The organism is Gardnerella sialicivorans subsp. sialicivorans (assembly GCF_056746795.1).
On the sequence record NZ_JBWPXA010000004.1, the window covers coordinates 125727 to 146777 of the forward strand.

At 40.4% G+C, this 21051-nt stretch carries 23 protein-coding genes; 13 read left to right on the plus strand and 10 right to left on the minus strand.

All coding sequences use genetic code 11. The features are described 5' to 3' along the window. Positions 1-560: 560 nt before the first annotated feature. From AC1EKB_RS03965 to AC1EKB_RS04000, 8 genes are all read left to right on the plus strand, one after another. Positions 561-1577: an FAD:protein FMN transferase gene (locus AC1EKB_RS03965; RefSeq protein ID WP_415694599.1), complete on the plus strand. Its 1017-nt coding sequence runs from the start codon at positions 561-563 to the stop codon at positions 1575-1577. Between the two features lie 322 nt (positions 1578-1899). Then, entirely contained in the window at positions 1900-3663 is a 1764-nt protein-coding gene (locus AC1EKB_RS03970) for an FTR1 family iron permease (RefSeq protein ID WP_481248905.1), read from the plus strand. A gap of 67 nt (positions 3664-3730) precedes the next feature. Beyond that, positions 3731-4363 carry an iron transporter gene (locus AC1EKB_RS03975; protein ID WP_004131558.1) on the plus strand — a complete coding sequence of 211 codons (633 nt, stop codon included), beginning with the start codon at positions 3731-3733 and terminating at the stop codon, positions 4361-4363. 136 nt (positions 4364-4499) lie between these two features. Next, positions 4500-5771, plus strand: a complete 1272-nt coding sequence (locus AC1EKB_RS03980; RefSeq protein ID WP_481248906.1) for a Fe-S-containing protein — start codon at positions 4500-4502, stop codon at positions 5769-5771. 12 nt (positions 5772-5783) lie between these two features. Beyond that, positions 5784-7178 carry an ABC transporter permease gene (locus AC1EKB_RS03985; RefSeq protein ID WP_481248907.1) on the plus strand — a complete coding sequence of 465 codons (1395 nt, stop codon included), beginning with the start codon at positions 5784-5786 and terminating at the stop codon, positions 7176-7178. Then, on the plus strand, positions 7168-8469 hold the full coding sequence (locus AC1EKB_RS03990; RefSeq protein ID WP_481248908.1) for an ABC transporter permease: 1302 nt from the start codon (positions 7168-7170) through the stop codon (positions 8467-8469). The genes AC1EKB_RS03985 and AC1EKB_RS03990 overlap by 11 nt, the downstream gene beginning before the upstream one ends. A 61-nt stretch (positions 8470-8530) precedes the next feature. After that, a complete protein-coding gene (locus AC1EKB_RS03995; RefSeq protein WP_481248909.1) occupies positions 8531-9376 on the plus strand; it encodes an ABC transporter ATP-binding protein in 846 nt (281 codons plus the stop codon). A 56-nt stretch (positions 9377-9432) separates the two neighbouring features. Beyond that, positions 9433-10056, plus strand: a complete 624-nt coding sequence (locus tag AC1EKB_RS04000; protein WP_115794053.1) for an FMN-binding protein — start codon at positions 9433-9435, stop codon at positions 10054-10056. A 161-nt stretch (positions 10057-10217) separates the two neighbouring features. Here the strand turns inward: AC1EKB_RS04000 and AC1EKB_RS04005 are convergent, their stop codons facing one another. Both AC1EKB_RS04005 and AC1EKB_RS04010 read right to left on the minus strand, forming a co-directional pair. Beyond that, positions 10218-11516 carry a right-handed parallel beta-helix repeat-containing protein gene (locus tag AC1EKB_RS04005; protein WP_481248910.1) on the minus strand — a complete coding sequence of 433 codons (1299 nt, stop codon included), beginning with the start codon at positions 11514-11516 and terminating at the stop codon, positions 10218-10220. Positions 11517-11701: 185 nt separating this feature from the next. After that, the gene (locus tag AC1EKB_RS04010) at positions 11702-11938 is read right to left on the minus strand and encodes a hypothetical protein (RefSeq protein WP_248898922.1); all 237 of its coding nucleotides are present in this window, start codon (positions 11936-11938) and stop codon (positions 11702-11704) included. A gap of 259 nt (positions 11939-12197) precedes the next feature. On the opposite strand from AC1EKB_RS04010, the gene AC1EKB_RS04015 reads away from it, so the two are divergent. Further along, positions 12198-12545, plus strand: coding sequence for a hypothetical protein (locus AC1EKB_RS04015; protein WP_481248911.1), 348 nt, complete (start codon positions 12198-12200; stop codon positions 12543-12545). 26 nt (positions 12546-12571) lie between these two features. Here AC1EKB_RS04015 and AC1EKB_RS04020 read toward each other — a convergent pair whose 3' ends face one another. Beyond that, positions 12572-13078 carry a hypothetical protein gene (locus AC1EKB_RS04020; protein WP_481248912.1) on the minus strand — a complete coding sequence of 169 codons (507 nt, stop codon included), beginning with the start codon at positions 13076-13078 and terminating at the stop codon, positions 12572-12574. A 193-nt stretch (positions 13079-13271) separates the two neighbouring features. Here AC1EKB_RS04020 and AC1EKB_RS04025 point away from each other — a divergent pair, with 193 nt between their 5' ends. Next, positions 13272-14012, plus strand: coding sequence for a LuxR C-terminal-related transcriptional regulator (locus tag AC1EKB_RS04025; RefSeq protein WP_481248913.1), 741 nt, complete (start codon positions 13272-13274; stop codon positions 14010-14012). Then, positions 14006-15238, plus strand: a complete 1233-nt coding sequence (locus AC1EKB_RS04030; RefSeq protein ID WP_481248914.1) for a histidine kinase — start codon at positions 14006-14008, stop codon at positions 15236-15238. Before AC1EKB_RS04025 ends, AC1EKB_RS04030 begins: the two co-directional genes overlap by 7 nt. Before the next feature lie 80 nt (positions 15239-15318). Here AC1EKB_RS04030 and AC1EKB_RS04035 read toward each other — a convergent pair whose 3' ends face one another. From AC1EKB_RS04035 to AC1EKB_RS04065, 7 genes are all read right to left on the minus strand, one after another. Further along, complete coding sequence (locus tag AC1EKB_RS04035) at positions 15319-15492, minus strand: hypothetical protein (RefSeq protein WP_415694501.1); 174 nt, start codon at positions 15490-15492, stop codon at positions 15319-15321. Beyond that, positions 15489-15782: a DUF2089 family protein gene (locus AC1EKB_RS04040; RefSeq protein WP_415685486.1), complete on the minus strand. Its 294-nt coding sequence runs from the start codon at positions 15780-15782 to the stop codon at positions 15489-15491. Before AC1EKB_RS04040 ends, AC1EKB_RS04035 begins: the two co-directional genes overlap by 4 nt. A gap of 163 nt (positions 15783-15945) precedes the next feature. Next, positions 15946-16791 (minus strand): nucleotidyl transferase AbiEii/AbiGii toxin family protein, encoded by an 846-nt coding sequence (locus tag AC1EKB_RS04045; protein WP_415694502.1) that lies wholly within the window; start codon positions 16789-16791, stop codon positions 15946-15948. Further along, on the minus strand, positions 16788-17378 hold the full coding sequence (locus AC1EKB_RS04050; RefSeq protein WP_415694503.1) for a type IV toxin-antitoxin system AbiEi family antitoxin domain-containing protein: 591 nt from the start codon (positions 17376-17378) through the stop codon (positions 16788-16790). The genes AC1EKB_RS04045 and AC1EKB_RS04050 overlap by 4 nt, the downstream gene beginning before the upstream one ends. 295 nt (positions 17379-17673) lie before the next feature. Beyond that, positions 17674-18846 (minus strand): sensor histidine kinase, encoded by a 1173-nt coding sequence (locus tag AC1EKB_RS04055; RefSeq protein ID WP_415694504.1) that lies wholly within the window; start codon positions 18844-18846, stop codon positions 17674-17676. 34 nt (positions 18847-18880) lie between these two features. Beyond that, on the minus strand, positions 18881-19534 hold the full coding sequence (locus AC1EKB_RS04060) for a LuxR C-terminal-related transcriptional regulator (RefSeq protein WP_481248915.1): 654 nt from the start codon (positions 19532-19534) through the stop codon (positions 18881-18883). Between the two features lie 34 nt (positions 19535-19568). Then, a complete protein-coding gene (locus AC1EKB_RS04065) occupies positions 19569-20030 on the minus strand; it encodes a hypothetical protein (protein ID WP_004114257.1) in 462 nt (153 codons plus the stop codon). Positions 20031-20365: 335 nt separating this feature from the next. Here AC1EKB_RS04065 and AC1EKB_RS04070 point away from each other — a divergent pair, with 335 nt between their 5' ends. After that, positions 20366-20677: a type II toxin-antitoxin system RelB/DinJ family antitoxin gene (locus AC1EKB_RS04070; RefSeq protein ID WP_415694507.1), complete on the plus strand. Its 312-nt coding sequence runs from the start codon at positions 20366-20368 to the stop codon at positions 20675-20677. Further along, complete coding sequence (locus AC1EKB_RS04075) at positions 20670-20945, plus strand: type II toxin-antitoxin system RelE/ParE family toxin (RefSeq protein WP_012913985.1); 276 nt, start codon at positions 20670-20672, stop codon at positions 20943-20945. Before AC1EKB_RS04070 ends, AC1EKB_RS04075 begins: the two co-directional genes overlap by 8 nt. Positions 20946-21051: the final 106 nt, after the last annotated feature.

Below are 21051 nucleotides of genomic sequence, written 5' to 3' on the forward strand. Positions count from 1 at the left end.
CAAACACGTATTTCTACTTTCAAAACTTTAATTTTATTTTACTTTTGAAAGTATTATATCATTTTCACTTTCAAAACTGTAATATTTTTTAAGTTTTGAAAGTGAGTGCCTGTTTGCCTTAACGTTCGAAGGCCCTTTTGTATTCCGTTTATTGCGTTCTGTTTATTATGTTTTGAGGCTTGTGTGAACGTCTTCTCACTTCGCAAAATTAAAAAATTTTCAAATTTGCGAAGTGGGATTTGGCTGGTTTTGCAGCGTTGGATTTGCTCGGCATTAAGGTGCGTAAATTGTGTTACGCCGAAACGAGTGGTGTTATGTTGCCGATGCTGTCAATATTTCTATAGCGCGTTTTTGCGAAAATGTTGTTATAGATGAGTATTTTTTGCGCGCTATGCTGCCTTCATTTTGCCAAAATGTAGGTATAGAACATGTCTTTCTGTAAACCATGACGACATTTTGCTGTTTTGTGGCTTTTTTGGGTGGGGGGATATTGTTGTGGTTTTTTATGATTGATAAAGTGTTTGATGTTGGGAGTGAGGCAAGCGATGTTTGGGAATGTAATGGCGATTGAGTGCGCGCTTGGAACGGGGATTATTATCTCTAGCAGCGTGCCGATTTCGCAGCGCGTGCAGAAGCGGATTCGCGATTTTATTGAAGAGTATGAATCGGTGCTTTCGCGCTTTCGTGCGGATTCGCTTGTTTCGCGCATGGCTCGTGCGGAGCATGGCGGTGAGTTTGAGTTTCCAGCATGGGCTCAGCCTCTTTTTGCGCTTTATAGCGAGTTTTACGCTGCAACGCACGGTGCTTTCGACGCGTGCATTGGCGCGGATTTGCTTGCGCTTGGCTACAGCAATTCTGTTCACTTTATTCCGCAATCCGCAGTTAGTGCAGGTAAGAATGAGAATAGTAGCAGTGATAGTTGGTCTAACTATCGCCGCGCTTTGCCAATTACGTGGGCAGATATTTCGCAAGATAGCGGCAGCACAACGCTTTGCACAAATCAACCAGTGCAGCTTGATTTTGGTGCAGCTGGGAAAGGCTATTTTGTAGATCTTGTAACGCAGATTATTAAAGAGGAGCTTGGTGAGGAGCTTCCTGCCGATTTTGATTTTTTGGTAAACGCAGGCGGCGATATGCGCGCTTGCTTTAGAAAAGAGAATAGTCAAATAAAAGTTGCTCTGGAAAATCCTTTTGACACAACTCAAGCAGTTGGAGTGGCATCAATCGCAAGCGGGGCGCTGTGTGCATCGTCTAATGCAAGAAGGCGATGGAAAGTAAAAGATGCAAGTGGCTTTGAGTCTAATTTAATTGCGACTCACTTGATTAATGCGCTTGACGGCATTCCTGCTTGCGATTTATGCGCAAGTTGGGCGTATATTCCTGCTAAAACTTGCGATTTTCCAACGGCTTATGCCGACGCAATTGCAAGTGCGTTGTTTGTATCGAAAGAAAGCGATTTGCAAAAAATCGTGCAAAATGTTGGCGCTGAGTTTGCTGTAATGCTGCCAAATCATGCGCTTCGCAAAACGTGTGCCTTCCCAGCGCACTTTTTTGCCGAGTCAATTCAAAAAGATTGATAATTATCGTTATCAATATCATTTTTGTAATATTTGCGAGTTTTTTGCGCTGAACTATATCAATCTACTTGATATATCGATATTATGTTGATGGGGTTACTTGCGAGGCGACTTCAAACATAACAAAACGGAACAAGTTCTAATAAAACAGAACAACCGCGTGGAAATCGCCAAAAAATTTGAACGATTAAAACTGAAAACTGAAGCTAAAAGCTACAAGCTTAAAACTAAAAGCTGCAGATAAAACTAAAAAATAGGACGAAAACAAAAGAAGTTGGGTGCGCTCAATGGGGATTAGGGCCAAAGGAGATATGGAGACATTATGCACGCGTGTGCAAAAGCGCGCCAAAAAGCACAGCAAGTGTATGCATTTTTACTTGCGATATGCGTTTTTGTAAGTTGCGCAATAGGGTTTGCTGGAGTTGCTGGGGTTGCTGGATTTGCTGGTCTAATCGCAGCTCCAACGTCTGCTTATGCTACGGATGCCAATAGAACATATAACACTTGGTCGGAAGTTTCTTTAGCTATTAAAGATCAGCTAGAACAAGGCAAAAGTGAGTATGCAAACGCAAATATGGCAGGAGCAGCAACCAGGTTTCAAGCCGCATATAACTCTGTTTATGTAGCTTCAAACATGATTACAGTTGTGCGAGATACGATTAGTCAAGATAAAGTTCAATCGCAAAGTGACCAATTCCAACAGTTGCAAACGCTGGTTTATCAACAAAATCAGGCCGCGCAAATTAGTGAAGTTGTATCTGCTTTAGAAGCAGACGTTGCGCAAAGTGCATCTCAATTAGACGCAAACGCAAGTCTAGATAAGCCGAATGTTTATGCATCCAAATTGCGCGCTCAAATCGCAAAAGAACGCAAAAAACTCGATGCTGCAAAAAAGAAGAATCTTGGGCGAAACGGCAGAACTTGGAGCCAAGTAGCGCGAGAAATGAACGTTATACTAGATAAATCTGCATCAACATACAAAGCAGCAAAAGGAAACAAGCCAGAAGTTGCCAAAGCTGTTGATTTAGTAAACGAAGCCTACTACCAGTATTACGAAAAGCTCGGCTTTGAAAAGAATGTTATGAACGCAATAAGCGGAAGCCGAGTAAGCACTGTTGAATATCAATTCAAAGAGTGCAGGCAAGCTATGAACAATGGCAAGTCGTTCGCGCAAACAAAAAAGTTCGTTACAGATCTTAAGTCAATGCTTATTGAAGATGCTGCAAAACTAGACGGCGGAGCGGCGGCCAATGCTAATCCGTTTATGCAATTTATAACAAGCTCCTTTGGTCAGGCTTTTATAATCTTGCTGCGCGAAGGATTGGAAGCGCTGCTGGTTGTGGCTGCAATAATCGCGTATCTTATTAAATCTGGGCACAAGCACATGGTTAAGTACATTTACATGGGGCTTGTTGCTGGAATTGCGGCGTCGCTTATTGTTGCTGCGCTTTTTGGATTGTTGTTCAACGGCTCTGGCCCGCAGCAAGAGATTACGGAAGGCGTTGTGGCGCTGTTTGCAATGCTCATGCTGCTGTACACAAGCAATTGGATGATTTCAAGATCTTCTGTGCAAGCTTGGAACGAGTATATTCGCAACCAAACAACGGCAGCTGTTTCTAAAGGCAGCTTGATTTCTCTAGCGTTGCTAAGCTTCCTAGCGGTATTCCGCGAAGGCGCAGAAACAGTAATCTTCTACCAGGCGATTTTTGCTGTATCAAGCGGAGCTGACTCCATGATTTGGGGCGGATTCGTGGCTGCAGCCGCCGTGCTGGTTGTAATCTTCTTGCTGATTCGCTTTGCATCTGTGCGCATGCCGATTCGCCCGTTCTTTGCAGGAACAAGCGCGCTTATGTGCATTTTAGTGGTGATTTTTGCTGGCGGAGGTGTGCATGCGCTTATAGAGGGCGATGCGCTCGCTGGCGCGTATATTCAAGGCTTGCCAACTAACGATTGGCTTGGATTCTATCCGTACGTTGAAACGATTTCGGCGCAAGTCGTAGCTGCAATCGTAGTTATTGCGCTGCTTTGCGCGAGTTTTGTGCGCGCGCGAAAATCGCAAGCAACCGTGGCAACAGTTAACGGATAAGTCAAAACTAAAAATCAAAACTAAAAATCAAGCAATAATAAACAATAACTAATAGAAAAGGTTAGATATGAAGAATAAAAAGATGATGGCAATTGCAGCCTTAGCGCTTGCAGGAATGCTAACACTCACTGGCTGTGGCGCAAACGGAAACGCAGCAAAGTCTGCGTCAAAGCCACAATCATCTGAGCAGAAGGCCGACGATAAGGGCGGAGACAAGGGCTTTGAAGAGGTTCCAGTTGGACCTCACCAAGACCAGAACATTGGCCCGCTTACGATTGGCGCTGTGTACTTCCAGCCAGTCGACATGGTTCCAGCAGGCATGGGCTTAAAGGCAAGCGAGGCAAGCTTCCACCTTGAGGCAGATATTCACGCAAATAAGAAAGGTGCACAGCTTGGCTACGGAAAGGGCGAGTTTATTCCAGATTTGACTGTGAATTATCAAATTATTGATAAGGCGAGCGGCGACGCTGTTGTAAAGGGCACGTTTATGCAAATGAACGCTTCCGACGGCCCACACTACGGTGCAAATGTTAAGCTCGATAAGGCTGGAAACTACAAGTTAGTGCTTTCTGTTGAATCGCCAGAAAAGAAGGGCTGGATGCTTCACGTAGATCCTGCTACGGGCGTGACTGGCCGATTCTGGACTGAGCCAATTACCGCTACATTCGACGATTGGAAGTACACTCCACGTCAGTGGTAATTTTGCCAGTGGTAGTTTTGCCAGTGGTAGTTTTGCCAATAAAATGCATGAGTAATGCATAAATAGTGCAAAATGGCGCATAAATAAAAAACAAAAATAGATAACAAATAACACATAAACAGCAAAGGAGGGAGACATGCTCAGGCTGTTCGTTACAGTTCTTCCAGGGCTGCTCCCTCTTGCGCTGCTTACAATGGGATTAAGCGCAACTCTAAGCGTTGGCGAGGGGCGAGATAAGCCAATCAGCTCCCGCTGGCGACTTTTCGGCTTGATTTTTGGAACAGTTGCGGCGCTTGTCTTTGCATTTTTGCGCGCAAGCGTGGTGATTAATCAGCGCAATTTTGTGAATCTTCCAGCGCTTTGCATTGCCGTTCCGCTAGATATTGCAACAATCGCTTGTGTTGCTGCATCTGGCAAAACGGTTGCAAAATGGCGCAAAAATCCGCGGCCCTTGCACATAAGCAATGCGATTGGCGCGCTATGCCTAGCGTTTACAGTGTTTTACGCGCTTCCAGACGTGATTTTGCAGCTTACGATTTTCGTTGACTCCAGCACGCCTCCGTTTACTTCCGATATGCTTCTTCGCGCGCTAGGATTTATTCTTGGCGCGGCTGCTGCGATTTGTATAAGTCTTATGGTGCGATCTTTGCGCACAACCGCCAGTAAAGTCGCCTTTAGAATCGCAATTATTCTAAGCTTAATAATCTTACTAATTCAGCATTTAACATCCCTGCTGCAAATTATGCAAGGAAGTATTTTGCTGTATATAGACGATTTTTCGTTTAGCATTCTTGTTTGGCTTATAAACAACGCTCCGCTTATGATTATGGCGCAAATTTGCGTGTTTTTGATTCCTGCATTCGCCTCTCTTGTAATTGGTTTTAAGACGCCTGTAGTTGGAGAAAATTCTGCACAAATCCGCGCAAAGCGAGCATTTAAGCGCAAGTCTAGAAGGTCTGCGCTTGCGGCGCTAATGGCTGCAATCGTAGTAATACTTACGCTTACTGCTGGCGTGTCTCTTATGAATATTAAGCCAACGCTTACGCCGCCAGAACCGTACGAGTTGCATGATGGCGTAGCAACAATCAACTTTGTGCAAATTAGCGATGGTCACTTGCATCGATTCCAATACAAAGCTAAAGATGGCACTGTTATGCGCTTTATAATCATCAAGAAAAATGGTGGAGCGTATGGCGTGGGCTTGGACGCGTGTGAAAACTGTGGAGACGCAGGCTACTACGAAAAAGACGGCAAGATAATATGCCGAAAATGCGATGTTGCAATAAATTTGGCGACTATTGGTTTTAAGGGCGGATGCAACCCGATTCCATTCCCATACAAGGCTGGTGGCGGAAAAATTACCATTCACACAGCCGATTTAGACGTGCTTAGCTCGCACTTTAAGTAGGAGTGCTTGCAAATGTTTATGATTCGAATGGTTGCGCGATCTCTTGCAAGGCAGATTAAAAAGCGAGTTCTTATAGCGATTGTTGTGTGCTTGAGTGCGTGTGTAAGCGTTGCAATGCTTAGCGTTGTTTACGACGTTGGAGACAAAATTAACGCGGAGCTTAGCTCTTACGGATCCAATATTATTGTTCAGCCTAAGTCGAATGCTGTTGTGAACGACTTGTATGCGTCTCGCACAAAGTCAGGCTATAGTAATTCGCAAACTTTGCAAACTTTGGCGGATGCTGAAAGTCAAGAATCTACCGCTTTTTTGAAGGAATCAGATGCTGCAAAAATCAAAATGATTTTTTGGGCGTTTAACATAACGAATTTTGCACCAAAACTAACGATTTACGCAAATCTTAAAGCAAATTCTTCTGCTGAATCTGCTAATTCTTCTTCTGCTAAATCCACTAAATCTGCTAAATCTGCTAATTCAGTAGTTCCGATTGTCGGCACGTGGTTTAATCGCAAGCTTGCGCTCGCTTCTGGAGAAACAACAGTTGTTGGCGTGCAAGGAATGAGGTCTTGGTGGAAGATGCTTGAAGGCAGATTCCCGCGCGATTTTAAGCAAGAGGCCGCTGTTGGCACAAATCTTGCTAAAAGTCATAATCTAAAAGTTGGTCAGCTAATAAAACTAACTCGTTCTGGCAGACAAATCTCACTTAAAATTGTTGGCATCTACGATTCTGGAGATAGTGACAATAACGCGATTTACGCGGATTCCAGCCAGGCACAGCGTCTCGCAAACAAGCCAAATATGGTTGAGGCGATTGAAGTTAAAGCATTGACTACGCCAGAAAACGATTTAGCGCGTAAAGCGGCGAAGAATCCAGCGGCTCTTAGCCAAGAAGAGTGGGAGACGTGGTATTGCACAGCCTACCCAAGCTCGATTACTTACCAAATTGAAGAAGTGATTCCAGGAGCTGTTGCAAAGCAAGTGCGGCAAGTTTCGGCTATGCAAGGCAGCGTGCTTAACAAGACGCGCGCTGTGATGGTGCTTATGACGGCGCTTAGCTTGGTTGCGGCAGCTGTTGCGGTTGCAAATCTTATGGCGGCTGCGATTTCGGAGCGATCGGGGGAGCTTGCGCTGCTCAAAGCGCTGGGTGCGCGCGATGGCGCTGTTGCGCGGCTAATGCTTATGGAAACAGCGGTTATTGCGTGCGTTGGTGCGATTATTGGTATGGTTGCAGGCTTTGGAGTTGCGCAAGTGATTGGATTTAGCGTGTTTGGTTCTGCGATTTCGCTTCGACCAATGGTATTTGTGCTGGTGTTTGTGCTTCTTGCGATTACTGTTCTTGCTGCTGCTGGCTCTTCTATTCGCTCTATTTTGCATGTGCGTCCTGCGGAGGTGCTTCATGGGCGTTAAATCTGGTTCGGGTATGACTTCTAATAGCGCAATGTTTGCAACTATGCTTTTTGGCGCGGTTTTTCGCCGAAAGTCGCGTGCGCTTATGGCAGTAGTTGCCACTCTTGTTGGTGCTGCTACGCTGTTTTGCTTGGCTGCAATTTGCATTGTTGTTCCTCAACAAATGAGTGACGAAATGCGCACGTACGGAGCGAATATTATTGTGACGCCGCTTGCAGGCGAGTGGAAAAATGGCATTGATCGCGCAATGGTTTTGCACACTAACGACATGGTTCTTGCAAAAGGTGCTATGCGATCTGCTACGTACCGTTACGAAAATGTGCGCATTAATGCGGCTCCGTACGTGCTTGCTGGAGTGGATGTTTCCGCTGTTAAGTCGCTTAATAAGCATTGGAACGTGGATGGCGCTTGGCCTAGCAGTGGCAACGTTATGGTTGGGCGAGATGTTGCTTCGGCTATGGGATTGAAGATTGGTTCGCGCATTGCAATCGCGTATCGCGCTGGCGATAATTCCCCAGATTCGCACAAGCCCGCGCAAAAGTCGCAAGGTAATCAAGCAGGTAATCAAGTAGATAATCAAACAGATAATCAAACAGATAAATCTTCTCAAAATAAGCTTGTTGAAGGTAGAGTTTCCACAGATATTATGGATACTCACGGCACAACTTTCCGCGTTTGCGGCATTTTAGATACGGGAGACGCCGAAGATTCCATGCTTTACGCAACTAACGCGGATTTGCGTGTGCTTACAGGCGTTAAGCGCGGTGCGGACGTGATCGCTTACTCGTCTTCTGCGCCGAACGTAGATGCTGTTGTGCGCAGCATTAACGATATGACTTCTATGCGTGTTCGTGCGCAACAAGTTACTAAAGTTACAGCGGCAGATACTGGCATTATTGCTATGCTTCGCAGCCTATTTTGGATTGTTTCGCTGGTTGTTCTTGCGTTGATGATGGTTGGCGTAAGCACTACGATTTCTTCGATTGTGCAACAGCGCCGAAATGAGATTGGCTTGCGCAAAGCTTTGGGTGCGAGCGCTAAGAGCATTGGCATTGAGTTCACTGCGGAATCTGGGCTTTATGGTTTTATTGGCGGAATCGCTGGTACGGCAGTGGGGTATGGATTTGCGCGATTGCTTGCGTCAATGGTGTTTGCGCGAGATTTGAGCGTGAATTGGTGGCTGGTGGCGTTTTCTATTGTGTTTAGCGTTGCAGCGTCTTGCGTTGCTGCGTTGCCGCCTGTTTTGCGCGCTTCAAAAATCGACCCTGCGATTGTGCTTCGAGAAGAATAGCTTTTATAGTGATTTTAGAATGTTTTTAGAATGTTTAGTTAAGGATTTTTAAGGATTTGATATGGCAGAGAATGTAGAAAATAGGCAGGAAAATACAGATTCCAAGCCAGAAATGCTGTTGACTTTGGACCACGTTTCCAAGATTTACGGCTCTCTTCGCGCTGTTGACGATTTGTCGCTTACTGTGCCGCAAGGCGAGTGGCTTTCGATTGTTGGCTCGAGTGGCTCTGGCAAAACTACGCTAATGAACATTATTGGGTGCATGGATTCGCCGTCTAAAGGCTCCGTTGCTTTGCAAGGCCGCAAACTCGAGGATTTGAACGCGGGTCAGCTTGCAGACGTTCGCAAAAACGTAATCGGTCTTGTGTTTCAAAAGTTTTATCTTGTGCCACATTTAACAGCCGTAGAAAACGTGATGGTTGCGCAATATTATCATTCTGTTGTAGATGAATCGCAAGCAATGGAAGCCTTGGAACGCGTGGGATTAAAGGATCGCGCTCACCATCTGCCAAGCCAGCTTTCTGGCGGTGAGCAGCAGCGCGTGTGTGTTGCGCGTGCTCTTATTAACTGCCCGAAGTTGCTTCTTGCGGATGAGCCGACTGGTAATTTGGACGAAAAGAATGAGCAGATTGTACTCGACTTGTTTAAGCAGCTGCACAAGCAAGGCACTACGATTATTGTTGTAACGCACGATTCTTTGGTAGCTCAATGCGCGGATCGTGAAATTATGCTCAACCACGGTGTGCTTGTTGGGGAGCGTTGGAATAATGAGGATGCGCGCAAAGCGTACGAGGCGATTGGTGGCAAGCCTGCGTTTACGAGTGCGCATGTTGATGAAAGCGTTGCGCAATCTTTGCAAAATCATGAGCCTACTAAGTCGCCTAAATTAGCGAATTTAGATGATTAGTTTTTAGATGATTAGTTGCGTATAGTTTTAATTTAAGATTTAAAGGCGATGATTTTATGGTTTCAGATAATATGTTTCATAATGTTTCACGCTGCAATAATTTGCGTGATGATTTGAAGTCTAAAAAAATTGCAAAAACGGTTGCTGCGATTGCGGTTTTGGCTAGTTCAAGTGCTTTTCTTGCATCTTGCGGTGAGCCGAGCGCTGTTCCAATGAATGATGAGTTTGCTGGTAATTCTGGTCAAAGCGAAAACGATAGTGGCAATGCTTCGAAGTCTTACGATTCTGGCGCTCAACAATCGCACGCTTCTGCGCAAAGTGAGGATTCACAAAATCAGCAAAATCAGCAAAATTCGCCTAAAACAGACACTGGCAATTACAAAGATGGCGATTACAAAATCAAAGCTAAGTATGGGCCAGTTGCAGAAGATAGCATTGATGTGAATTTAAGCGTTGCAAATGGAAATATTAGCAGTGTGCAAATAACGTCTCATCCGTTTACGCCAATCTCCAAAAAACACATGAGCGCTTTTAGTGAGGCTATTCCAGGAAAAATCGTTGGAAAACCGTTAAAAGATTTGCATATTTCGGTTGTTGCTGGAGCAAGTTGGACTAGTGATGCCTTCAACAAAGCGCTTGACGTTGCTCGCCAAGAGGCTTCAATTCAATCCGCAAAATAATCTTGAACTATCTTACTTTATTAATATAATCGTGATTAATATAATCGTGATTATAATAATCGTGATTATATTGTTGAATATTTGAGCGTAATTAATAGGGGCTAGTAGTGCAGTTGTTTACAATACTAGCCCCTATTTTTTGTTTGTTTTTTCTTATGAAATTATTGCTTATTCATTTTTATGCGCTTTAATTGTGCTATGACTCCAGCAAGTCCAAATGTTAAAATTGCAGAAAAAGCAGTTAGTAATATCGTGCTTCCTGTTTTTGGAAGTTCTTTATTCTCGTTTCTGCGTTTTTCTACGATTTTATTATTTGGATTTTCTTTTGGTAGTGGCGTAGGGTTTGGTGTTTTTTCTGGGGAATCTGCAGGAAGATCAATATCCTCCTGTTGTGTATGTTCGACGTTTGGAGTACTAGCTTCTTCATTTTTACTTGCTGACTCACCTATTGAGGAGTTGCTGTCAGGTTCAATAGAGCCGCCGTCTTTAGCCTTATAAAGCGTGCGTGTACTGCCTGTGATTGCAGAATTGGTGAGAGTTACTTTTCCACTATGTATATTTAAGCCGACCTCGCCATTATTATTAAATTCAAGAGTAGAGTTGGTAACGTCTAATTTTGCCTTTGGGCAAACGGAAATGCCTGCGTGATCTCCTGCATTATCAACAATTCGTGAACTATTGATAGTTGCCGCGCCTTGAATTGTTAAACCAGTTCTGTGTTTCCCGTTACCATTTTTATTAATCACAAACTCCGAATTGTCCATGTTTAATTTGTTGACATAGTATGCCAGTCCTGAACCATCTGGCCCTCCAAAGCCTGCTACAGTAAGTGAAGAATTCTTCAAAGTTAAATCATATGCCTCAGTCCATGCGGGAGTTTGTGATTTAACGTTAATAGTAGCATTTTCGAAAGTAACATCAGGACCATAAAAAATTGCATCACATTTGTCGTCAGCAGTAATTTTTAATCTATCTTTGCTTGTGCCTTTTACTGTTCCCGCAAGGTAAATTCCGCTCCCGTTTGTTGCTCCGTTATCTTTGAAAGTGTATGTGCCATCTGTAATAGTAGAGCCTTTATCCGCTGTAAGAGCTACCTTAAAGTTCTTCATTGTCAATTCGCCGTCACCGCGAAGTGTGGAACCAGATTCCAGCGTGATGCCATCTTTGGTATTATTTGGGCCTGTTATTGTGGCGCCGGATTCAGCGATAGAAAGTGTAATGTCACTTGGAATTGTTATAGGGTCAGTAAGCGAAAAATTGCCTTTAATGGTAATCTTTGCAGGTTTGGTTGTAGCTTTTTCAAGAGCTTTTTGAATAGTTTTTAATTGATTAGTTGCAGATCCATCTTTATCGTCTGATCCGTTTGTGCCATCTACAAAAAGTTGTGTTTCTGTAGATGGGTTAGTTGCGGTTACTGCTGCCGCGGGGGGGGGGTAATAGCTAATGCGCTTATTGAACATACAGAAAATAGTGACATTGCTGCAATTACAGTTGAAGCAGCAAATATGCGCATGCCGTTATATTTATTATTTCTTCTCATTGTTAGCTCCATATCGTCGCTGAAGTTAGGCGCTAGTTAATGCGTCATGTTATTACAGTCGTCACACTATACCTCGCTGTAGACGTATTATTGAAAATAGTTATCTTACTCCTTGATTTCAAGAATAGTGCCTTCGTCGCGAATCATCGCTGCTGCCATAGCTCCAGTTGCTGCCATAAATGGAATAATCGCATTTCTGTATTCGTTCATGAACTGTGCAAAATCATGATTCCAAGATATAAGCGCAACGTACAAAAGAAGGAATTCGATTGCTGTAAATATTGCCCACTTAAGAATCCAAATAAGCGTTTTTTTAATAAGTTTTATAGAGTCCTTGCTCATGAGTTGTTTCCCTTCCAATTTGCTGTTTTGTTTGTGAGCATTGTAGCTAATTCGCGTACGCTGCTTCTCGTTCGTATGCATTTTGTATTTCTAGTATAAATGCTGCAAGTCTTCGAGAAATACTATGTACTCAAAACTCAGTACTCAAGATTGCACGGAAAATGTTTGTAATTAGACTTAAAGCAACGCACAAATATATTGAAAATATGTGTTGCGAATATAAGTTGTGAATATGTTACAAATACAAGGAGATACAAACATGAGTAGCGCAAATATGGGTAATGTAAGCATGAGTGATTTTGGTATAAACTCTTGGCAGCCAGAAGATAACGTAAACAAAATAGGAAATGTTAGTGAAAATAGCATTAATCAAATTCAAAAGCAGGAAGATAACTTTGCGGAAAATAGTAACGAAGAGCTTTCGCAAGATGAAATTGATGAATTAGCTAAGCAATTAGAAGAATTCTTTACAAAATATATTGTGCTAGAAGATGGCTCTTTTGTTGTAAAAGAGGATGCTATTATTGCAGACGGTTATGGCGATCACATAGAATATTTTCGCAATGCTGCAAAAGGATTAAATCTTTCAATGGAAGATCAGCAATAAGCTTAAATCCTTAAAGTCTTAAATCTTTAAAAATCGCTTTCATCAATAGGGTGACCTTGTGGACGCTTTATTACTCGCCACAGAATCACCAATGTTAAAACGCCATTTGCAATTCCGAAGTAATAAATCCAAGGAACGTGAATAAGCCCACAAATAAAGCATGAAATAATATTTATTAAATTATTTGAGTAATTGTTGAGTATTTGCTTATTTTGTGATTCGATTTTTTTTTTGCGCTCTTGCTCAAGAGTAATTATGTAATCTTTGTTGCTTTCTATATTCTCAACATCATTACTTGTTCTGTTAGCGCCTGCGCCATCAATCTTAGATATATTATTTGCGATATACGCATTTTTTTCTTTAATAACGCTTTTACGCAAGAAAAAATATGCATAAGAATACAATGCAACAGAAAGAAGTCCTGGTACAAGCCACAAAGCGAAAAAGCCAAAGCTACGCATAAAAGCAGCTGTTGAGGCAAGCGCCACCGCAGCTACTTCTGCGGAGTGCAATACTACTAGTCGTTTTGTCATATAATCCTGCTGCAATCATTATTGAAAATGAATTTTCAACGCAACCAAAAGTCACATATTGTTACTTATTATAATCACATTTGATTTACATGCATTACTTGTAATCATTTATTACTACACGATTTGCTCTACTTTGCGCGCGTTTATAAAGTAGAATATAAGAAAAGTAGCGTGTGATTGCAAGAAAGCCATTATGCCAAAAACGTATGCAATAGTAGATAACGACCCATTAGTTTTAGCGGTTATGCGAAACGTGCTCAGCAAGCTTTTGCCAAGCGAGTACGTGTGCAAATGGTGCGTAAAATCAGGCGTGCAAGCTTTGAAATATTGCCAAGTAGCAAAAACTACTTCGGATTATATTTTGATTGATATGTCAATGAAAGACATGTCTGGAGTAGACGTAATACGCGCAATTCGTGAGAAAGACAACAGCATTGTTTTAATTGGCATGACTTCGTACGATTGTAGATCCTACGCTTCGATGGTTGCGCAAGCTGGTGGGCAAGCGATGGTTGCTAAAGACAATTTCAAAGGACTAGCAGAAGCTTTGCAATATTGCGATAAGCAGAATGTGTATGGCTGCCGTTGTGTTAAAGACGTTGCTTACGATTTTGCTACACCGCAAGAATCTTTTATTAGGCTTTCTAAATCAAGATTGCGTAGCGTTTTGCCGCCTCAAGAACTAAAAATTATGGATCTGCTTGCTAAAGGTCACACAACAAATCAGATTGCGGCTCAACTTGGTCTTATGCCAAACACTATTAACACGCATATTCATAGGATTTACAAAAAATTGCATGTTTCTAATCGCGTGCAAGCAATATCCGCATTTGCTGCAATGCAAAATCGTGAGCAAACTAGCAATCTGCAATATTTTAATGATTCGACGCAAAATCACCCGAATCTTTTGCAAGAAACGGATAGCGCATGTTAATGAAAACATTTTCGCGCGTTATTGAGTTGGTTAAAAGCTGGAAAATTCAGCGAACTTTATTCATAATATTGGCGATTCTTGTAGTGTCAATGGATGTGCAATCTTGCAATACAGCTGGGTTGTGGCATAACCCGCAGCAATCTGCGTGCCAATACGTTTGGATGTTTGCAACTTTTCTTATGATTGCTTTTCCGCGTCAAATATCGCTCGTAACTCCGATTTTGTATTGCGTAACGTTAGCAGTACCAGGCGTAAATGCAACTTGCTTTCTTTTTTCATTGATCGCTAGCATGTTTGTTGCAGGCTTTTACGATTCGTGGAAGTATTTGCTTTGTGCGTACATAGTTTCGCTGAATATTATGTACTTTGCAAAAATGGAGTACATTCCGCTTACTTTCCCTTGTTTTATTCTTATTTCCATGATTTGCGGTTACGCTTTGCGCAAGTATTTGAACATGTTGGAGGAAAATAATCGCGCAAAAATGGATATTGTGCGCAGTGAGTTCCAGTCTTATATTGCTTCTGTTGCATTGCAATTGCACGACGATGTGAACAATGAGATTACGGATATTACATTGCTTGCGACTGATGCTTTGTATGCCGAGAAAAGTGATCATACAAAAGAGTCGCTAGAGCAGATTGTTGAGCATTCTCGTAATGCGCTTTCTAAAACGCGACTTGTTATTAATCTACTTGAGCAAGCTGAGCATAAGTATGATGATTTTTTAGATTCAAATATTGCCAGTATTGCTGGCACGCAGTTTATTTATGGTTCTAATGGCAATAATTGCATGACTTTGGCTGATTTTCTATGCAATATTCGTGCGCGCTTACAGGCTGAACGTAAGATTTGTGAGCAGCTTGGGTACTATGGCTCTCTAACAGTAAATGATGAAAGTTCGGGAAGTAACGATTTTACTGCATCTGCAACTGTTAGTACTGAAAAAGCTCAATGTGCTATTCGCATGTGCAGCGAGCTGCTTACTAATATTCGCAAGCATTGCAATACTAGCGTTGATTTTTCTATGAATGTTACGGTTGATGAGCGAGAATGCAAAATAATGTGTATGAATTCGATTTCAATGTTGAACAAGTTCGGCGAAAGGCTTGTTTTTGGCAAAGGGCTACTGTTTCATAAAAAATCTGTGGAACGTTTAGGTGGATCTTTAAGCGCGCAAAAAGATGATGACACTTGGCTGGTCAATGTTGTTATTCCACTAAACTAGCATCACTCAAATCATGCGTTATCGTGGCAAAATTAGCAAAATTAGCAAAATCTGCCACGATAACTTGTTATTTTTGTGTTTTATAAGTCCTGTAATGCTATTCTTTTATCTTCTGCAGACTGCTTAGATGACGTATCGTCTTTCTTAAGAGAATGCGCATATCGAATAAGACTTCTTGCAATAAAGAACACTAAAGCACATATAGCAAGTGCAATAAGAATGTCAATTATTGGGCCAAATAATGCATAGCTCATGATTCATCCTTTCTTTTTCTATATTCGTTTATGAGTGTTCGAGCTGTGTCAACATCGTATTTATCGTCAATAGCAAGACTCTTTACTAAAAGAACGAATGGGTCTTCTGGCTCATTGTTGCTTATTCGAATTTTTTCAATGAGCCTGTTAAGTCTGATTCTCATCGTTGGGTAAGAGACTTGATACATTTGCGACATTTCTTTTAACGATCCAGACGATAATACAAAGTTCTTTATAAATGACATATCTTCGTCTGTGAGATTAGCCATCCATTTTGGAATATGATCCATATCACCCCTTTCTTCAACCTATAAAACTTTAATTAAATTAAACTTTTATTAAAAATATTAAAGCTGTTGTATGAGTTTGTCAAGAATAAACATGAGAGGTATGACGTAAAGCGACATTTTTATGTCACCAAAATTGTCGTCTTGTCGCCAATGGGTACAAAATTTAGTCATTTTGCTTAGCGTTAAGAACGTTCAATAAGTTTATAATTTCATCAAGTACGCTTGAAAATGTTATTTCTTTTGTATAACTATATTTTTTCGAATAATTTTGCCACTGTTGATTTTGCGTATAATCAGTTTTAAAAGACTCTAGAAGCTTAATTATCTTATTAAAATCTAATTCTGTTTCACGATATAAGAAAGTTCTTTGGCAAGCTATCACTAATTGCGAAAAATCAATATCATTCTTTTTTAATTTTAAAAGAATAAAAATATCATAAAAATCTTTACTGCGACTATTTAAAAAATTGCGTGAATAAATAGTCTGAAGCTTTTCCGCTAATATACTTTCAACGTTATAAGCAATAATTGGGAATGTTTCATCAGTAAAAATAGCTTTATAGTAGTAATTTATTGGCTGTGGCGTAACAACATCACCAGTAGCAATATCCAAATGAACAATTTGTTTAATATTTTCCAGCTCACACAAAATTGTTGCGCGATATCCTCCATAATCATCGCTTTCTTTAATAGCCGTAATAGACTGAATAGAAAAACTTATATTATCTTTTGAATTTGCAAAAACTTCTGTCAGTTGTTTTTGAACTTTTTCTTCTGAAAGTTCCATTTTATGAAACTGAAAGTCAATATCCACCGTACTGCGGGAATTGATACCTATTATGTTTGACAGAAGGAATCCACCTTTGAAAACATAGTGATTTGAATAATGGCTTTGGCTTAATCTTTTCAAAATAACTTCAAGAAAATAATAAGTCATAACAGAATTAAATGTTAAACCAGTCTTTGTGGACATTTTATGACACAATGCTGTTAATTTTGCCTTATTCACAGTAGCACTTCCAGTGTTTGCTTAATTTTATTGGATATATTCATTTTTGTTGCATACTCATGAAGTTTTATAAGATCTTTCCCATTGTACTTACTATAAGCTTGAAGAGTTTTAACAAAGAGTTCAGAATCAATGCTGTTTCTGTTTATTATAAAATCACAAATAATACGTTCAAAATCATAGACACGTACTTTATTCCCCATTGGGGTAGCCGTTGTAGTAACGCCTAACTTGCTATACAATCTTGGAACCCAATGAATAGCTAAATTTGAGGGTGGATTATTAAAACGATATCCTCTAGGAACGCTTACTTCAAAATGTTGTGGAATTTCATCTGTAAAACATTGAAGATAAAGAGCTGAAACATAAGAGAATACGGCCTGTGGATAACGATATTGAAAGAAGTAATATTCGTCATAATCACCATTGGAAGAGAGAAAAATCCCCCTTTCAATTCGATTAAGAACACCTTCGTTTTTCAAACGAGTTAAATATATAGTTGGAATATCTAATGTTTTACAATCCTTGTATGTAATTATTCCATGATTATTATCTAAATAGTTAAGGAGTATCTCTTTGTTTGACACAATAGCCTCACTTCTGTTGCTTTCATACTAACATTTTATATTTTTTGTAGTGTAAAAGCAACAAAGAATTGCAACGCTATATTTTTTAAGCAAGTTATCGTGGCAGTTTTTGCTAGATTTGTAATTTTTGCCACGATAACTCTTATAACATAGCAACGAAACAGCATTCTGCATTGCAAATTAACCGCCTACTTGCATCTGCCATGCAGAAGACACGTCCAAATACTCGGTTGAAATATGTCCAAATATTCGATTAACGCGCAAGAGAAAGCACAATAAGTATCTTGCACAATGGCTATTTCTCTACATGAAGCGGAACGTGTACATTAATAATCCACGAATCGCCATCTTCAATAACTTTAAAAGTTCCGCCAACGCGTTCCGCAAGTATCTTATGAAAACGCAGTCCATATCCTAATTGCAAATTAGCAAGAATACCTCGTTGCGCACTATTTATACACGTAATATGACATTCATGGTCATTAAGCATTACATTCATGGCGTATTCTTTAGGTTTTGCAGCATGCTTTTTTACGTTCGCAAGCAGTTCTCGGCAAATATACTCAATTTGAGCACATTCTTCAAAAGGCAAATGCGCTGATCTAGAATCTTCAGCAGCTAAATCACTATTCAAGTCAATGGAACCAATATAGCCAAGCTTCTCAAATGACTTTTGCTCACCATCAAATAAAACGCGTAATCCTGTACAAAAATCTTTATAACATGTAGTCGATTGCATAACATCGCCAGTGCTTGCAGTTGTAGCATTGTCAAGAAGAGAAATGATATTACGTGCTCTATGAACAGTTGTAGTAGCACGTTGAAGAATCTCTCGCGAATTTTCATGCTCTTGGTCATGAGTCGTTTGAGGTTCAATAGATTGTTGAGCCATCATCATAATGCTGGAAAGCTCATTAGTTACTTCATCGTGCATGCGAATTGCGGCAATAGTGGCATATTTTTGAAAAACGTTGTAACGCTGTGCAAATAACTGTTCCTGCTGTTGGTGAATAGTAGAAATATAGTATTTTGCGATTGCGCTAGAAATAAGAACGATAAGAAGCCACCACGCTAACACATAAGCGTTTTGAAAATCGCAGATAATAAAGAACCATGAAGATACTCCGCAAGAAGAAAGCACGGTGTACCAAGGCTGAGTGATTACAGCAATTGCCAAACAAATCAATATGGTAAGCATCATAGATGAGTAGTTGATATTTGGCGCAATAATTACCAACGGCATCCAAATAAGCACAATAAAAGATGCTTTACGAGGCCATATTGCAATACATAAGCAGATTACAATCCATACTATTTCAACTGTAATTGTATGCCAATTAGAGTAGTAATGAAGATTATTATAGGAACAAGTTTCAAGAATCAAAGTACAACTTATGATTACACCAATTCCAATTTTCTGCCAGGCATCATGCGGCAAAAAATTGATCATACGCGTTAATAATTTCATAACTACCTACTTTTACACGTTAATTTCTTACACGTTATATGTCATGCGAATACTTTGCGAGCGCAGCAAGCGCCTGCATTCGACTTCGGACTTGAAGTTTTCCATAAATACGCCGTAAATGCGTGTTAACTGTTGAAACTTTCACATTAAGCTGATCTGCAATCTCTTTCGTAGAATACCCCTGTTTGCACAAGCGCATAATTTCCGATTCTTGAGGAGACAAAACTGAAGTCTTCGGAAGTTGAGAAATCATATTAAATGATTCTTGCGGAGTGTGAAAATAGTCAATATATTGTGGCAATTCTGGACAACCGTAGCTTGTTGCGCGCGATTGGATGGCTGCAACTACGTCTGCTAAATTGTCTTTATGCACTAGCGCTTGACCACCCGATTTAGCGACTGGCAATACGTATTCATCCAGCATGTAGGAAGTAATGCCAATTAAAACAATATTGCTATTGCGCTCGCGAATTGCTTTAATTACATCAACACCACTCATTTCTCTCATTGACATATCTACTAAAAGTACGTCAGGAGTATTTTCTGTAACGCAACGATGAATAGCTTGTTTTGCAGAAGAACACATCCATGCACAAACAAAGTTTTCAGGCAAACGACTTTTTAGAAGAAGTTGCATATATCGCAATACAAGCGTGTCATTATCAACAATTGCGTAAGTAGTGTTCATACAATATATGGTATCTTGTTTTGGAATCCGCTTATCAAGAGATGTGCGATTGTATTGTTTTTCTCAAATTATCAAGATTGTACACATTAAAGTGCCATACGCTAGCACTTTCCGTTGGCACACTCCATTCTTCGGTTTTGCCATTCGCAGTAAAACGAATTATTTGAGTTGTTGGTTTACTTATAACTTCAAAATTAGTGAGTTGATTCCACGCAATACGACGAAGATACTTATCGTCTAATTTAGCTAGATTACCCGAGCCTAAAATGACATTCGGATTAACAATAATAAACTCATTATTAGTGGCAGCAATAATACGCGCAACAACGCCTTGCGCTACATAGAATAATTTAGGTAACAAAAATAGTTTGATTAGATCTTTCCACCAAGGGTCGTATTTCATTGTAAATACATACGTCTTATCAACTGAAAGATTGTGATCTTTAAAGTACTTGACGATATCTTCTTCTCGTATACCGCGCAAAGGATTAGTCATAATAAGCACCTCCTTGTGATTCTTGTTTTGTAAATTACCAACATACTAACGTGCAGATTTTATCTACACAAATAGGCGTACCTATTTTTAACGATAGTGCTTTTAGAAAACTTTTACTATTAGCAGTTTGCATGTTCTCAACAATCAACATTTAAGAATATTTCCGTTTTGGAACTATTTTTAAATAGAGGCGTACTTATGGAGTTATCGTGACAGAAATTGCAAAATTAGCAAAAACTGCCACGATAACGTTCGATTTAGTAATAATTGTGTGTACAATGGTGCTACTTTGGCATTACGTTGGGTGCTGTAGGTCTGTTATAATAAAGCAAAGCATGAATAACAAATTTATGGATTTTGAGCTTAAAGGAAACAACATGACTTCTACAAAAACAGCTAGAACAGGCAGATTAAGTGTAAGAGTTAATCCAGAAATACGAGATAGCGCATCGCAAGTTCTTGAACATTATGGTCTTGATATGAGTTCAGCAGTCAACCTATTTTTGTATCAGATTGTAAATACGCAACGTTTCCCATTTTCACTTGAAAGTTCTCCATACGAGCACGCTATTGATGAAGCTATGAAAGAAAAACCAATAGCTGCAGGCACTGTAGACGATTTTGCTGAGCTGATGCGCAATGCCTAAACCGCCATTTTATAGTCCAATCTATCTGCGAGATGTTAAGAAATATAAGCAGAAGCATTACGATATTGAGCAAGTAATCAATATTGTAAGACTTATTTGCAATGGTGCAGATTCTCGCGAGCTTGCAACTTATAGAGATCATATTCTTAAAGGCTCATATAAAGGCGTGCATGAATTGCATGTGTCTGCAGATGTTCTACTGTTGTATCAAGTTAAAGAAGATTGCATTATATTTCTACGCTTAGGATCTCACGATGACTTATTCTAACTAGCAAAAACTGCTAAAATCACAAAATCTGCCACGATAACGCCATAAGTACGCGGATATTTAAGAATAGTTACAAAATGTAAATATTCTTAAATAATTAAATAAA